A 15,466-nucleotide genomic window follows, 5' to 3' on the forward strand; every position below is an offset into this window, starting at 1 on the left:
ATATTAACCTCTATTCTTATTTATTCACAAAAGCATTTTTACAATATAATAATTACATAATGAATATTACCTATTATACAATTACACTCTCACTTCATGAATCTTATCCTTGTATATTTCAAACCATTGTTGCCATTCATCTTTAGAAAATTCTTTCTCTTCTCCTTCTAAAACGGAAGAAAAAAGATTTAAACAAATATGCCAACCAGCTATATCTCTCGGTGTATGATCTGTTAATTCATGAATGTACTCTTTAAGAAGTAAAAGAGTACCATTTTCCTCTTTATGTATTTCAAATCGGACACGGTCTTTATCCCAAGTAAATTCAAGTACTGAGTTTAGTTGACACTCTAAAATATCAATGTTTATGAATGAACCGTCCATCATGTCGAACTTTATTATTCCACCAGTTTTAAGGCTTTCAATCTGTAAATTGGACATCCATTTTTTCAGCTTACTGTTTTCTGTTAATACAGACCAAACTTCCTCTATCGTATATGGAAATTCGCGTTCAAATATTACAATATATCCATCAGTTAGTTTCCAAATTTCAGCTGTCATTTTAATTGCCTCCTTATATAGAATATATGTTCTCATTTCATTTTACACGAATATAAATATAAAATAAATATTTATGTCAACGAAGTGTTAATTTAAAGTGAATGGTGCTGAGAAAAACTTAAATATTTTCTAAATCGAGTTATATAGTATTGAAAATTAAATATAGATTTATGTACAAATAAAAAAGCCGCATTTGCGACTTTTGAAATCATAGGATTAACTCCTGTTTTTGTTCAAGATTAGCGCTTAATCGCATCGACAATTAGCGATGGAAAACCAAGTTTATCGCCTTTATTTCTAGAATCATACCTTTTCGAACGGAAAATAACACCGTCGTTTGCATCCCATTCGTTGTAATAAAACCGACCATTTTCATCACAATATTCAAGTAAAACTACCTCGAATCCAGCAGTTTCAAACATTTTCGTTAATGTTTTATAATTATGAACGATTTTATGACTTGCTGCTGGATGATCTTTCGGACCGGGGCCCCCTATTTGAACTATATTTTGATACGCCTCATCCTAAAAGAATGCATCAGGGACTCCGCACCGAATATGACCAGATGGTTTTAAAAATTCATAACAAATTTCAGCTGCTCTTACACCTTCTTCAAAAGTAAGGTGTTCCCATACATGCTCAGCTAAAATAGCTGAAATAGAGTTGTATTCAAATCTTTCTTTCCACGTAGCTTTATCTAGTAAGTTAAGTTCATCTTCTTGCGTTTGAATCCAACCCGGATTATTATTAAACACTCCAGCCCCGACAACTACTTTAATTTTGTCTTGTTTTATTGCCACCATGTTCACCTCTTAAACATTTTAATTCATTAATATATTCTATGTTTACTATTATCCTTCCTCCTTCAACAAATTTAGTAACATGAGTCCAGTACAATACCGAACTCATGCCCTAAAAACTCTCTGACGCAACGATCTGTCTAACTCTATAAAATTAGTTCATAATATACGATTTTTCTTACAGAAATATAGCACACCAAACATTAGCATAATACCAATCACGTAAAAAATTATTGTTCCGCTCCCACCAGTATTAGGGATCACCCAATTATTTTTCATATTTTTCACTGTTATTTTTTGTACCCTTACCGCTTCTGTAATTTCTATTTCTATTGGATCTCTAAGTAACATGTATCCATTTGGTGCTTTTATTTCTTTAATTGTATACTTTCCAATTGCTAATTGCTTGGAAATCACCTTTCCTTTTTCATCCGTTGTTAATCTACTAACTTCTTTCCCTTCTTTATCTAAGACTTGGAATATAGCACCTTTTAGTTTTAATTCACTATCCCTATCATCAACTTTCTCAATTTCAAATTGCCCAGTCGGATCGGGCAATTTCTTATTTCCTATTTTAATTTCTATTACTGTGTCTTTTTCTATTTTTACAGCTACTTTATCTTTTAATAATTCATAACCTTTAGGCGCTTCTACTTCCACTAAGGTATAGTTTCCTATTGGTAAGTCCTTTGATATCATTTCTCCTTTTTCATCTGTTATTAACTCTCCAACTACTTTTCCTTTTGAATCTTCTATATGAAACTTTGCCCCTGCTAGTTTTTTATTTTTATCACTTATGTCTACTTTCAAAAGCTTCATTTTCCCCATTGGATCGGGCAATTTCTTATTTCCTATTTTAATTTCTACTACTGCATCTTTTTCTACTTTTACAGCTATTTTATCTTTTAATAATTCGTAACCTTTAGGTGCTTCTACTTCCACCAAGGTATAGTTTCCTATTGGTAAGTCTTTTGATATTACTTCTCCTTCTTCATTTGTTACTAGTTCTCCAACTATTTTTCCTTTTGAATCTTCTATATGAAACTTTGCCCCTGCTAGCTTTTTATTTTTATCACTTATGTCTACTTTCACTAACTTCATTTTCCCCATTGGATCGGGCAATTTCTTATTTCCTATTTTAATTTCTACTACTACATCTTTTTCTATTTTTACAGTTATATCATCTTTTAATAATTCATAGTCTTTTGGTGCTTCTATTTCTACAAGGGTATAGTTTCCTATTGGTAAGTCTTTTGATATCGCTTCTCCTTCTTCATTTGTTACTAGTTCTCCAACTATTTTTCCTTTTGAATCTTCAATTTTAAACTTTGCTCCCACCAATTTTTTATTATCATTATTACTATCAACTTTTTTATTTTTACTTTTCCTGTACTAGGCTTGTTCCAATGTTGCCAGTTAAATTTGAAATTGTGAAATTCAAATCCACCAGTTTGTTGTACCGCACCTACAAATACTTGTCCATTAATCGAACCGCCTTTTGTTTCTAATACAGCATTGGGAGCAATCACACTTCCAACAACACCATATCCTTCTGTTGTAATTTTTTTCGCATTTGGAAAAACCCAAATCACTTTCCCGTATAGTTCAGTAAACGGGGAATTAGGAGAATATGGTTGTGATGTAGGAACTATATCTGTAGCCCTTCCAATATTGTCCGTGTCATATAGAATAGACCCATTTTTAAATGTAACCTCTGTTGCATCCGAATACATAATAATAAAATCTTTGTCCTTAGCACTCGGTAAAAATACATCTCTTATATCTAAATTGATTTTCCCTGTCAATTCTGATGAAACATAAATATTAGGATTGTTTATATCTTTTCCGATTCCATGACTCATATTTGGAATTGGGGTATTCGTTTTATATTGACCTGCATTTTTACTGACTTGGTTCACTATATTGCGAAATTCATTAAATCTCGCGTCAATTTCTAGTTTTTCTTTATAGACGATACGATTATAAGAAGATTGTATGATGCGATCTGGATCACTCTCTTTTGTCATTACGACTATTCCGTATTGAATGATAAAAGATTCTTCTCTTGATTTCTTAAATTTCCCAGACAATAACAAGGATGGATATCCCTCATCAACCCATTTTCCACCTACTATATTAGATGTTCCCGCAGCAGCACCTACAATCGTATACCCCGATGCATCCATATCACCTTGAACTGCGATTGCTCCTTCAATGTCGCCACCTATTGCTTTATGGTTACCAAAGACAACAGCATTATAACGCGATATATCACCTAGACCTTCTAAGTTTGTCGTGGATCCATATGCTTCTTGTGGTACATATACGACAAAACTTACACTTAATATTAACAAAACAATAAAATGAATACTTACCAGCTTTAATCGTAGCCTCAATTCCTTTGTTCCCACCTTTACCATATTTTTTCTATAGTCGAATATAATGACATGTTTATCAATGAGGATTTACTTCATCCCCTATATACTTGTCCCACTGCCTATTAATGCAGGATAAATAAATACATTCTATCGAGTTAACCTTTTCTTATAAATTGCGACTAGAAACACACATAACAATAGGATTGGAACTATTACAGTCCACTTATTAAATATAAATATCTCTGTACTCACTTTTTGTTTTTCTTTCTCGTTTAACTCCACACGCACACCTCGAACTAGCAATCTATTGATGTTTACTCCATAAGGCGTACACGTAATTAAAGTTGTATAATCTTTATTTTCTACAATTTGTAGATCGTCCGTTTCGTGTGGTAACACTACTTTAATTTGATCTACTTTATAAGCAAGAACTTTGTCTAAAGAATGAATATAAAAAAGATCTCCTTCGCTCAACTTATCTAAATCTGTAAATAATTTTGCTGATGGTAAACCACGATGCCCTGTTAAAATAGTGTGCGTATTTTCTCCACCTATCGGGAGCGAAGAAAAATCTAAATGACCTATCCCGCGGCTCAATACTTCCTCAGATGTCCCTTGATAGATTGGCAGTTTTATATTAATTTTCGATATTTCAATATACCCCATTACATCTCCTAAATTTAACGCATCAGCATATGCTTGATGATTACTTTTTTTTTCAGAAAATGGATCAGTAAATGTTTTCGTGAAAGTGTGAACTTGTTTATTATATTCGGCTGCTTCTTTTTCCCTACGTTCGACTTCTTTCTTTTGTAGCGCTTTGATTTTCTTATCGTAAGAGCTAATCTCAGAATAATGTGCACGAGTCGCCAACCAATTACTAATAGTAGGATATAAAAAAACTCCTAATCCAAATAAAAAAATACCTCCCAAAACAAGATTTCGTTTCATATCTCCACCTCTGTATATGCTTAAATATCGAAAAGAGGGAAGCATTTTGCTTCTCCCCTTTTCCCATAGTTACATGTTCCTAAAATCTTAATTATTAGCAAACTTTTTTCTAAAGAAAACAAATGCCGCTGTAACCATTAACGTAAGGCCTATTACAGTAAAAAGAGTCGTTCCTATGCCACCCGTTACCGGAAGAATCCATCCACTTTTATTATTTTCAATCGTCAATTTAACCGTTTGATTATTTTCGCTAATCTTTACATCAATGGGGTCTTTTAATAATTGATAAGAAGCTTTTGTACCATCTTCTTTTGTATATGTTGGTGCTTTCGTTTCAAAAATTTGATAGTCTCCATATGGAATGTTAGACCATTTAATAACACCATTTTCATCTGATACACCTGTTACTTCTTTTCCTGCTACAACAACTATTTTTCCGTTTTTATCTTTAAGTACAAACTCTGCACCTTTTAATTTATTCTTATTAGCACCATCAATTTTTGTTAACTCAATTATTCCAGTTGTTGGAACAACAATTACAGGTTTAGATTCCTTTTCTCCAATTACATCATTTTTATTTGTAAAATCAATTTTTGCTGTATTTAAAATTTCCGAACCAGATGGTACTCCTTCTTTTACTTGAGATTTAATTTGCAAATGAAATTCTTTTTTACCATCTAATTTTGTGAAATCTTTTACTGTAGCTGTTACTTTTTGACCTTCTATAGCTACCTCTACAATGCTTGCATTTACTTCTGCTCCATCAATTTTTACGATTGGCTTTCCTTGAAACACTAAACGATTGTCCAAAGTATCTGTTACCACATATTTTTTGTATTCCTTAATGTCTTCTGGAATTAATGTTTTAATATCATAATTATAATTAGTTAACGGATTTATTGGTAACACTTGCAATTTACCGTTAATCTTTTTATCAATAGTTGGTTCTTCATAGTTTTTCACTTCTAATTTAACTACTGTACCAGAAGTAATAGTTCCATCTTCATTAATTGTTCCGGAATTCTTAACAAAAAACTCACGTTTAGTTGGATCTATTACGTAGCCTTTCGGAGCTTTTGTTTCTTGGAAATAGTATTCACCATACTCCAATCCTTGCACGCGAATATGACCATTAGCATCTGTTACTAACTCTTTTTTCACTTCTGTACCATCTTTTTTAAATAAAGAGAATACTGCATCTGCTAATGTTTTTTCATTTACACCAGTTTTTATTAAATCCACTGCACCACGTTTAATCTCATTTTTTGGATACATATGAACATCATAGTTTAGCACCTTACCCTCTTTATTCGTTAATGGAATATCCACTGTATACGTATTTGGATTTAGATTAACATGTGGAGGTCCTGCCACTTCTTTCACCTCATAACGTCCTAGCGGAAGATCTTTTAATACAGCTTGTCCGTTATCATCTGTTACTACTTGATTTGGAGTAGCTCCCCTTACAGGTTGCACGTTTTCTTTTATGATTTTCCCATCGTTTGAAATTTTTTCAAAAGAAGCAACCCTTTTCACTTCAAACGTTACACCTTTTAATGGTTTCGCATCTTTTGGCACCTCTTGATTTGCAGAACCGTCACCTTCTAGTCCCTGCGCTCCACCTTTTTCTTGCTCATACTTATGAATCGTTAAAGTACCTTTGGATGGTGAGTCTGCCTTTATTAATACACTAGACCATGTAGAAAATGTTAAGAAAAACACTAAAAGCACACTAAATATTTTTTTCATTTCTCTTATCCCCTTTACTACTTCTATCATTTTAAAAATCATTTTAAAAATCTCTTTATTACTATTACCTTCTTACAAGCAATAGTGTGCCAAGTATCAGATTTAAACGAATAACATAAAACATAGTCGTCCAACAATCCATTGTTTACAATCACTTATTCACTTTTCTTATCTTCTATTATTACGTTGTCTCTCCGCATGATATATGTAATTTTCTCCCCTGAATTACATTTATATCTCTACTTCAAGACTTATTACATTGTTACATAATAGCTTTCACTGCTAATTTCCACTAATCACTTACTGTCAATCCATTCATTTCTCCCTTCCTATCCCTATTTAAAATCCAACCTTAATCCTTTTTTGATACATATAAGTAATAACCAACAAATAAGTGTGACGATTCATATTTTTACGCTACTGTCCAAAACTATTACCTGTATATTCAAATAATATGTGCTATTCATGTTAAATTATGGTATTATTCTTAGAAGTTTATAACTTTTATTTATATTTTTTATTAATAAAGGTTTTCCGTTTCTACTTATGAAAAAAGGAATATATGTTTATTTAACTATTACGCATAACTGTAAGGAGGAAGAATATGACTAAAAAGCTCAGTCTAGTTGAGATAGAGTACATTTGCAATATGTTTTTCCAATCTTTTGAAATTCCAGTTTGTTTTTTAGATTGTAACAAAAATATTCTTTTAGAATTTACATCAAAAAATGATTCACACTCGTTGTATACATCAAAAATAGAACAGTTACATGTGCTTTTTCAGAGAAATGATACATATAATTCCCCCATCTTCAGAACTCACGAACATCTAGGGCACTTCATTTTAATTCACATAAAGAGCGATTATATGGTAAACGGTACTGTTATTATCGGGCCCTTGGCACATGTAAACTTTTCTACAAGTAAAGCGGATAGTAACCTTAATTTTATTCCGAATTATAAAAGAACAAGAGACCATTATTTTTCATTGTCAGTCAAAGATCAAAAATTCTTTATAAATATAGCAATATTGTTCTATAACATTCTCTATACAAAAAATTCAGATGTAAGCACCTTTTCAAATAATAGTGACTCACTTCATATAAGTCATAGCAGAATCTTAAACGAAGATGTATATATTTCAATGCAAAAAGACGAATCCATTTATCATAATTTATATATAGAGCAGCAACTACTTAGATCTATAGAAAACGGGGATAAAGAAACCGTACTCAAATATTATTACGAATTCCAACAAGAGACTCTTTCATCTTTATCTTCATTCCATCAATTAAGACGTCATAAAAACATTTGTATTTCATCCATCACGCTCGCTACTAGATATGCGATAAAAGGGGGACTTCCATCTGGGATTGCTTACAAAATTTATGATTTACACATTCAAAGAACAGAAGATTTAAAAGATAAAGAATCTGTTTGGGATTTATTAAAAAATGCTTTTTGTACCTTTGCAGACCGTGTAAAGGCACAAAAAACACAGCAATATTCACAGACTATTGCTATTTGCAAAAACTATATTTTAAAAAATATTTACAATCCAATATCTGTTAAACAACTTGCTAAATTTGCAAATGTAAATTCAGATTATTTATCTATATTATTTAAAAAAGAAGTCGGTATTTCATTAATTGAGTACATTCAACGTGAACGAATCGAAGAAGCAAAGAAATTATTAACTTTCACCACCTATCCCTTATCAGACATATGCGCTTCGCTTAATTTTAGCGACCAAAGTTATTTCACTAAAATTTTCAAAAAATTCACAAATGAAACACCTGGTAAATATCGAAATTCTCATGTTGTCATTTAGAATGAAACTTCCATTAAAACAAAATGTTTTCAGTAACTCATCAATGGCAGATTAGAAGCACTCCCAGATTCATGAACTATAGAATTTATGCTTTTTCCAAACCAAAAAACACGTTACTATTCTTTTATTTTAATGAGAATAATAACGTGTTTTTTATGTAATGTAGTTTTGTAGACAGAACATAATCCAACTACAAATTTTTATAGAAGCCAAATGCACCGCTTAACTACTAAAATCTTATTAAGTAAAAAATCCATATTTTGTTTTACTTACTTTCTACTTTATTTCTTCTGGATAATGAACTCTTTTCTTCAAACGAATAATCCCTACTATTATTTTTGCATCTTTCTAAATTTGCGAACCAAAGTAAGTACTGTACTCGAAATAATCATCAATATGCCGATTTCTGCACTGTTGTTATTTGTACTTACACCCGTCTTTGGAAGCTCCTTATATGTATATTCTTTTTTATCGCTATTACTGTTGTTTGAAATATTACTCTTATTTGTCTTATTAGCAAGGCCATTTGCTTTGCTAGTTTCTTTATGTTTCACTAATACTTTTTGTATTGTATTTACCTCATTACCCACGGAATCTCTGACACTATATATTATTTCATAAATACCAGCTTTAGTTGTATCTATAGTTCCTTTATACGCTACTTTAGAAGTAAGATCACCGTCTTCTTTGTCAGTAGCCGATACTCCTATCAACGGATCAAATTGATCACCCTCAGTAATCGAAGTTGTAGCAGGTACTTTTAGTATTGGTTTTTCATTTTTAATTTCTTCTCTAACTTTGACCGTTACAGTTTGCTTCGCCGTTACTTCATGACCTTTAGAATCTGTAACCGTGTACGTTAATACGTAAGTACCGGCTTTTGATGTATCTACTTCACCATCAACTTTAATTTTAGAAGTGAGATCACCGTCTTCTTTATCGATAGCTAATACTTCTGCCATTGGAACAAATGAATCTCCTACATGAAGTATCGCTCCAACAGGCACTGTTAATTTAGGTTCTAAATCTGATATTTCTCCATTTCCCTCTACAATTACAGTCTGTATAGCCGTTGCATTCCCGCCTTTAGAATCAACAACCAAGTATTCCACAATGTATGTACCTGGTTTTGAAGTATTTACATCGCCTTTATGCTTTACTTTATTTGTTAAATCACCATCTTCTTTATCAACAGCTTTTACATTTCTCATTGGATCAAACGTATCTCCTACACGTAGTGTAATCGTAAACGGTACAGTTAACTCTGGAGCTTGGTTTTCTGCTGTTTTTTCGTTTTCTTTCACTTTTTCTATAATTTTTGCAGCATCAAAAGCATTTTGGACTGCTTGAACTTCAATTGAGTTCGTTCCATATTTATTAGTTGCCACTTTAAGGCATGCCAATTTCAATTCAGAAAAATTAGAAGTCATGTTTAATTCATCAGTATTTGCATAATAGAAAATATCAAACATTTTATCTTCACCAATGCCATTTACATTTACACCGTTATGAGTACCACCTTGTGCAATTAAATACGCAACTTTATTAATAATACTTGAGTTAAAATGAACGCCTCCATAATCCTCTCCATTTAAATCATTATATTTACTATAATCATCAGGATACGGTAGTCCATCTGAAAAATTAATTGCAGTTGGATTTTTCATATTACGAAAAATCGATCCAGTTTGTTCTCCTATTGTCCAGTTAAATTCCCCATTATTTATGTATTTCTCTATAGCCGTTCCCATAATATCCGATAATGCCTCATTAATTGCCCCAGATTCTCCTGAAAATTCAAGGTTAGATTCACTTGATGTAACTGCATGTGTAAATTCATGACCGGCTATATCGAACGCTTTTACCATAGGATCTCCATATAAAAGCATACTAATGTTATTAATATTAGTACTAAATGCATTTTCCCAATTTTCAGGATCATTTGTTCCTCCAGAATCCCATGCATGTACAACTGAAACTACTTTGTTTCCTTTATTATCAAAACTATTACGCTTATATTTTTCTTTATAAAAATCGTATACCTTTGTTGCTAAGAAATGAGCGCTTACCGCCTTTGGATCATTAAATGTTGTTGAAACGCTAGTTGCTAGTATACCAGGATAATAACTTTCTTCATTTGTAATATCTCTATAATTTACATCATATGTCTCAATTCCTTGTCCTCTTGTGTAATCAGCAAGCGCATAATTCCCACTGGTCTGTTTAGAAATACCAAATGTACGAGTTACGCCTAAATCATCTTTTCCTGTTCCAGTTAATGATGTAAAATTGCTAGTTTTATTTTCCTTAACGGATTGAACATACTCTTCACTTATTTTCAAACTTGATTCTTGTACCATATCTTTTAACATTTCACCATTATGAGCATTCACTAAATAAGTTCCAGATACATAATTTGGTGTTGTAGCAGCAAATGTAACTTGATATGCATTGCTAGCCTGTCCATGATTTTCATCAACAAAAATAACTGCCTTAACTTCTGGCTCAGAAATAAATTTAGTATCGTTTCCGTACTTTTTATAAATATATTGTTTTGCTTCTTCTTTTGATAAATTAATAGGTTTCTTTAAACCTTCTTGTGTTAAATTTTGTGCGCTATCTCCTGAAATACTTTTAATAATACCTTTTTTATCTACGTGAGCAGTCAACTGGTGACCATATACTTCTTTTCCTTCATATATTTGTTGCATGCGCACAAGTGTAGTTCCATCATAAGAACCACGTTTTTGAAGAACCTTGTAATCTACTCCTGTTTCTGCACTAACTTGTTTTGGAGACAAAGCATGCTCCGTATTTTCCTTAAGTGCATCTTTCACTACATTCTCTGGCGCCTTTTTTGATGGTTGTGTAAGATCACCTGTACGGAACGAATCCTCTTGAATTTCTACTTGCATTTGACCAGTTTCCTCTGCATGACCTAATCCATATGGCGTTACACTTGTTAAAACGAATCCTGTTGTTAATGCAACTATAGCTATTTCTTTTTTATTTCCCATGATATTCCCCTCGTATAAATTCCTATTATTTATATGAAACTGCTAAAATGTATACAATCTATTCCTAACATAAAAAGATGACTTTTGTAATCAACAAAAGCCACCTCTTTAATATGTAATATCCCTAAAATGTTTTTAATACATAATTTCTATACAAAAAAGAAAAAAGCACTCATTAACGAGCATTTTGCAATACTTTTATTAGGTCATTTATATTTTCAACTTTCTGTTGAAACTGATCAAGTCTGCTATGTAGCAATGAAGGATTTTTATCTTCAGTTGAAATAACTTGTTTTAATTCGTTTTCTAATTTATCATACATATCAAAGAAATTATCAAATTCTACACTTACAAGCTCTTCATTTTCGCGATAGAATCTTTTTGCTTCTATATAAGTCATATATGATTTATTTAAAAATCCTAATGAAATTAAATATTTAGAAGTGTTTTCTTGATAAATAGCAATATCACACGCTATTTTAATATCAGAATAAGTCTTTTGAACAAGACAATGCAATTCAAAAATCTTAAACTTTAATCCATTATTCATTTCATCCCCTCCCATCGTATCTATTCTACATAAAATTAGAATATTATACAAAGAAAATTATTAGCATGAAATTGACAATTAAAAAGATAACTTAAGGATAAACAAATTCCTCTCATTACAAATTATAGTTGCGAAGCATTTACCAACTTAACAGAAAAAATAAAAAGCGAAAAGAATAAATCCCTTCCGCTTTTAGAGTAATAAATACATTTCATATTGCGCTAAAGAATTCTTTTCAAATCCACATTTCTTTAAAAAACCCTCCAGTAAATTATTGTTAGGAAACCCAATTGATAAACTTGATAAATTTAATTCTTCTCTTGCTACTTCTAATAATTTCATCCCAACACCAATATTTCTATAAACTTTGTCTACGAAAATAAAACTAATTTTACCTTGTTCATTTACACATAGAGAGCCTTTTAAGTCATTATCGACATATGCACCATAAAATACATTATTTGTTTTTTCGATATAATCAACATCATTTTGCCAATTTATATGGAAGTTTAACCATTTCTGAATTTCATCTTTAAAAGTTGGAAATTCTAATTGTTTTACTTCAATATCCTTACAATCTTTATTCATTATTTTAGTCAAATCATTTAAATTATAATAAGAAAGATCGTACACTTTTTCATAGCCCAACTTATTATAAAAATGAATCGCTCGGTCGTTTCCTACAATGACTTCGAGAAAAAGTTGCTTACATCCATGTTGAATCGCCTCTTCTTTATGCAGTTCAAATAATTTTTGACTCACACCAATACCGCGGTAATTAGGATGAACCGCTAATGTTCCACAGCGCATAGTCTTTATACTTTCATAATCCTTTATACCACCTAATATTACGCCAACTGATTTGTCACCGTCTAAAGCAAGAAAAGAATGTTCTAGCAAATTACCTTCTGGTCCAAAAAAACGTTGTATAAAACCCTCTTTTGAAACTTCCATCTTAATAATATAATCGGAAAATCCATCTTTAAAAGCTTCATATACTAAATCAATATTTACTTCACTACACCTTTTATATTGAATCATATAAAATTGCCCTCCAATTGCTTGTATTAACCTCAACATGTACCCATATAATATATTCCATCTATTATAAATTTCAGCTCTTAATTTGAAATGAACGGACATTTCCCTACATATAACTTACTATTAATTTGTTTTATAACAAACTATCTATTATTTACTACATTAATCTCATAAACACGTAAAAAAGCAATTAAATGCTCACATGCTCTTTCGCATGCTAGCATTTTAAAGATTTTTTGTTCTTCTTTCGTTTTATCATTTGCTTGATCTGAAGCAGCTTTTAAACATAAAAATGGTTTTTTATTTATTTGACACACATAGGCGAAAGCTGCTACTTCTTGATCAACTGCCAATGCTCCGTATACAGTATGAAGTAAATATCTCATTTCTGAACTACGAATACGTTGATCTCCAGATAAAAATGTACCGAAATGTATCGGATCATACAATCGTATTTTTTTTATTCTTCTTACAAGTGATTTTGTTGTTTCAATAGGTGCTGTTCTACCGTTATATAAATTAAAAACATCTTCTCCTGAGCCAGCAGCAGTAACATCGTGTTGTATTGCGTTTAGTGCTACTACAATATGACCGTTTTTCACTTTGTTTGATAAACTTCCGCATATTCCTGTCATAAACAACTCATCTGGCTGAAACTCACTAATTAACAATTGTACACAACTAGCGCAGCTTACTTTACCGACACCAGTTACAACTGATATAATTTCCAGCTCATTGATAGTATGAAAATGAAATTCCCAAGCTGCTCTTTTTTCAACACGTTCACTCGGATAATGTTGATGCAAATACGTCAGTTCTGGTTCCCATGCAGATACAATTGCAATACGTTTCATTACACGCTTCACTTCCCCTATTGTCATTTAAATAAGTTATCTATACTTTCTCGTTCATAATCTGGAATCCATTCTTTATATTTCTTATATAAATCTCGTATTATTTCTTTATTCTTCGCAATTACTTCACATCCTCTATCATCATACATAAACATGACAATATCTTTCGTTGCATTTATGAGAAATACATCTGGATAAGAAATTTCTTTTTTCCGTCCAAATCGAGGATACAAAACAGAGAAATCCTCATGATTAGCAGCTTGTATAAGCGATTCATATTTAATATCTTCCGCAAGACATTTTAAAGAAAATTGATATGTACAATATAATGTGAAACTTTAATCAGTTCATCCCCCACTGATTATCAGCCCTCACCAATCGGGCTTTTAGGGGCAGCCCGCCCCCCACCTATCTTCTTTGCTTTCGCTGAATTGGGGGTCTTACTGCCCGGCAAATAGCGGGATAAATCTGCCTCTTCATCTTCAAATAGAAACGGTAACGTTTCTTGTCTTATATGAATTTCGCTGAATTTTGAGGTGGGGGTCTTACTGCCCGGCAAATAGCGGGATAAATCTGCCTCTTCATCTTCAAATAGAAACGGTAACGTTTCTTGTCTTATATGAAATCTTAAATCTCTTTTCTTAATATATTTATTGTATACATTTATTTTCTGTGGAGTTTTTGTGTTTTCCTTTTTAAATCTATAAACATTTGTCACTACAAACACTACATCTTCTTTTGAAAATATGTCTTCAAATAAGAATTTATTATATGTATATAGCTGAGAAAAGTATTCCATATTTAAATCGTCGGTTCCTTCTACAATTTGATATTTATCTTTTCCAAAATCAAAATACAAATGATTTCCCCACTGAGAATATAAGTACGGTACTAATGTAACTCCTGGAAATGTTTGATTCATATATTCTTTTATTTGCATTTCCTTGTCCCTTCTACTGTACAATTCTTTTTAAATACCAATATGCTTCTTCTAGCCACGGATGTATAACTTTCAATGTATCTTTCCTTTCCCACAAATATGAAATATATACAAAAGCAGCTTTTTCCAAAGATTTTTCCAATCCTTTTTTATTTCTATTAAATATGGTGGTGTCCTCTTTTGATCCCATTCTATTTTATCTGCAACAATAAAACTAAATCCATTTTGTGTGTTACCAATAAAACTAAATCCATCTTTGTTGGGTGTTTACGCAGTGTAGTATGACAACAAATTGCATCTAATACGTCTTCATCTTCTACTTTAAATATTTCTTTTGCGATTACTCTCGATAGTTTTTGATGAATAATCATAGGAAACTTTCTTTCTGCTTCCTCTATTTCTACCCCAAATTCTTCAGCAACTGCAATCCGCTCCTCGTTCGGAAAAATGCCACTAATATCATGTAAATATCCTGCAATTGCTGCTTTTTCTTTATCTACGTGAAACTTTTCTGCAATCTTTTTTGCCTCATTTGCCACACGAATTGAATGTTTATATGTAAACTCTTTATTATATTTTAGTAGAAAATCTTTAATATCATTGTCTATTTTTCCAGTTGGAGCAAATGAATATATATCATTATATAACATAGAAAATCCCCCTTATAACTAACTTTCAGTATAATGCAGAATTTAAATATTTTTGTTATTTTATATTCGTTATTAATCTTTTTACTCCTTTTTAATACGTTACATGAAATTTTATACAGAATCAGTGCTACAAGTACATAAATG

General features: G+C 31.5%; 8 protein-coding genes and 5 pseudogenes. 1 reads left to right on the top strand and 12 read right to left on the bottom strand.

Annotated features, from left to right (window positions below; genetic code table 11):
- Nucleotides 1-81 precede the first annotated feature (81 nt).
- The 5 genes and pseudogenes from DN403_RS23125 to DN403_RS23145 form a co-directional block, all read right to left on the bottom strand.
- Nucleotides 82-561, bottom strand: a complete 480-nt coding sequence (locus DN403_RS23125; protein WP_149185779.1) for an SRPBCC family protein — start codon at nt 559-561, stop codon at nt 82-84.
- Nucleotides 562-800: 239 nt separating this feature from the next.
- A pseudogene (locus DN403_RS23130) lies at nt 801-1,364 on the bottom strand (class I SAM-dependent methyltransferase).
- Between the two features lie 156 nt (nt 1,365-1,520).
- A pseudogene (locus DN403_RS23135) lies at nt 1,521-3,757 on the bottom strand (MSCRAMM family protein).
- Between the two features lie 129 nt (nt 3,758-3,886).
- Nucleotides 3,887-4,690, bottom strand: a complete 804-nt coding sequence (locus tag DN403_RS23140; RefSeq protein WP_179958945.1) for a class C sortase — start codon at nt 4,688-4,690, stop codon at nt 3,887-3,889.
- An 87-nt stretch (nt 4,691-4,777) separates the two neighbouring features.
- Entirely contained in the window at nt 4,778-6,439 is a 1,662-nt protein-coding gene (locus DN403_RS23145; RefSeq protein WP_179958946.1) for a SpaA isopeptide-forming pilin-related protein, read from the bottom strand.
- A gap of 604 nt (nt 6,440-7,043) precedes the next feature.
- Between DN403_RS23145 and DN403_RS23150 the strand changes: the two genes are divergently transcribed.
- On the top strand, nt 7,044-8,270 hold the full coding sequence (locus DN403_RS23150; RefSeq protein WP_149185781.1) for a helix-turn-helix domain-containing protein: 1,227 nt from the start codon (nt 7,044-7,046) through the stop codon (nt 8,268-8,270).
- 332 nt (nt 8,271-8,602) lie between these two features.
- Here the strand turns inward: DN403_RS23150 and DN403_RS23155 are convergent, their stop codons facing one another.
- The 7 genes and pseudogenes from DN403_RS23155 to yqeK all read right to left on the bottom strand — a co-directional run bounded on the left by DN403_RS23155 (nt 8,603) and on the right by yqeK (nt 15,322).
- Nucleotides 8,603-11,287: a M4 family metallopeptidase gene (locus DN403_RS23155; protein WP_106082186.1), complete on the bottom strand. Its 2,685-nt coding sequence runs from the start codon at nt 11,285-11,287 to the stop codon at nt 8,603-8,605.
- A 175-nt stretch (nt 11,288-11,462) separates the two neighbouring features.
- Nucleotides 11,463-11,837: a hypothetical protein gene (locus DN403_RS23160; RefSeq protein ID WP_001059022.1), complete on the bottom strand. Its 375-nt coding sequence runs from the start codon at nt 11,835-11,837 to the stop codon at nt 11,463-11,465.
- 192 nt (nt 11,838-12,029) lie between these two features.
- Nucleotides 12,030-12,878, bottom strand: a complete 849-nt coding sequence (locus DN403_RS23165) for a GNAT family N-acetyltransferase (protein WP_016077664.1) — start codon at nt 12,876-12,878, stop codon at nt 12,030-12,032.
- A gap of 143 nt (nt 12,879-13,021) precedes the next feature.
- A complete protein-coding gene (locus tag DN403_RS23170; protein ID WP_002082744.1) occupies nt 13,022-13,759 on the bottom strand; it encodes a phosphorylase family protein in 738 nt (245 codons plus the stop codon).
- A pseudogene (locus DN403_RS23175) lies at nt 13,756-14,061 on the bottom strand (DUF3885 domain-containing protein); the annotation flags it as partial. The pseudogene DN403_RS23175 and the gene DN403_RS23170, both read right to left, overlap by 4 nt.
- Nucleotides 14,062-14,300: 239 nt before the next feature.
- Nucleotides 14,301-14,672, bottom strand: a pseudogene (locus DN403_RS23180) (DUF3885 domain-containing protein); the annotation flags it as partial.
- Nucleotides 14,673-14,685: 13 nt separating this feature from the next.
- Nucleotides 14,686-15,322: pseudogene (yqeK, locus tag DN403_RS23185) on the bottom strand (bis(5'-nucleosyl)-tetraphosphatase (symmetrical) YqeK).
- Nucleotides 15,323-15,466: the final 144 nt, after the last annotated feature.

It is taken from the genome of Bacillus sp. AY2-1, from assembly GCF_008368965.1.
Lineage (GTDB): Bacteria > Bacillota > Bacilli > Bacillales > Bacillaceae_G > Bacillus_A > Bacillus_A thuringiensis_S.

Bases quoted from the DNA above. Each gene is read 5' to 3' on its own strand.
- DN403_RS23165 (WP_016077664.1), bottom strand. From the start codon at position 12,878: ATGATTCAATATAAAAGGTGTAGTGAAGTAAATATTGATTTAGTATAT.
- DN403_RS23145 (WP_179958946.1), bottom strand. From the start codon at position 6,439: ATGAAAAAAATATTTAGTGTGCTTTTAGTGTTTTTCTTAACATTTTCT.
- DN403_RS23150 (WP_149185781.1), top strand. From the start codon at position 7,044: ATGACTAAAAAGCTCAGTCTAGTTGAGATAGAGTACATTTGCAATATG.
- DN403_RS23170 (WP_002082744.1), bottom strand. From the start codon at position 13,759: ATGACAATAGGGGAAGTGAAGCGTGTAATGAAACGTATTGCAATTGTA.
- DN403_RS23140 (WP_179958945.1), bottom strand. From the start codon at position 4,690: ATGAAACGAAATCTTGTTTTGGGAGGTATTTTTTTATTTGGATTAGGA.
- DN403_RS23155 (WP_106082186.1), bottom strand. From the start codon at position 11,287: ATGGGAAATAAAAAAGAAATAGCTATAGTTGCATTAACAACAGGATTC.
- DN403_RS23125 (WP_149185779.1), bottom strand. From the start codon at position 561: ATGACAGCTGAAATTTGGAAACTAACTGATGGATATATTGTAATATTT.
- DN403_RS23160 (WP_001059022.1), bottom strand. From the start codon at position 11,837: ATGAATAATGGATTAAAGTTTAAGATTTTTGAATTGCATTGTCTTGTT.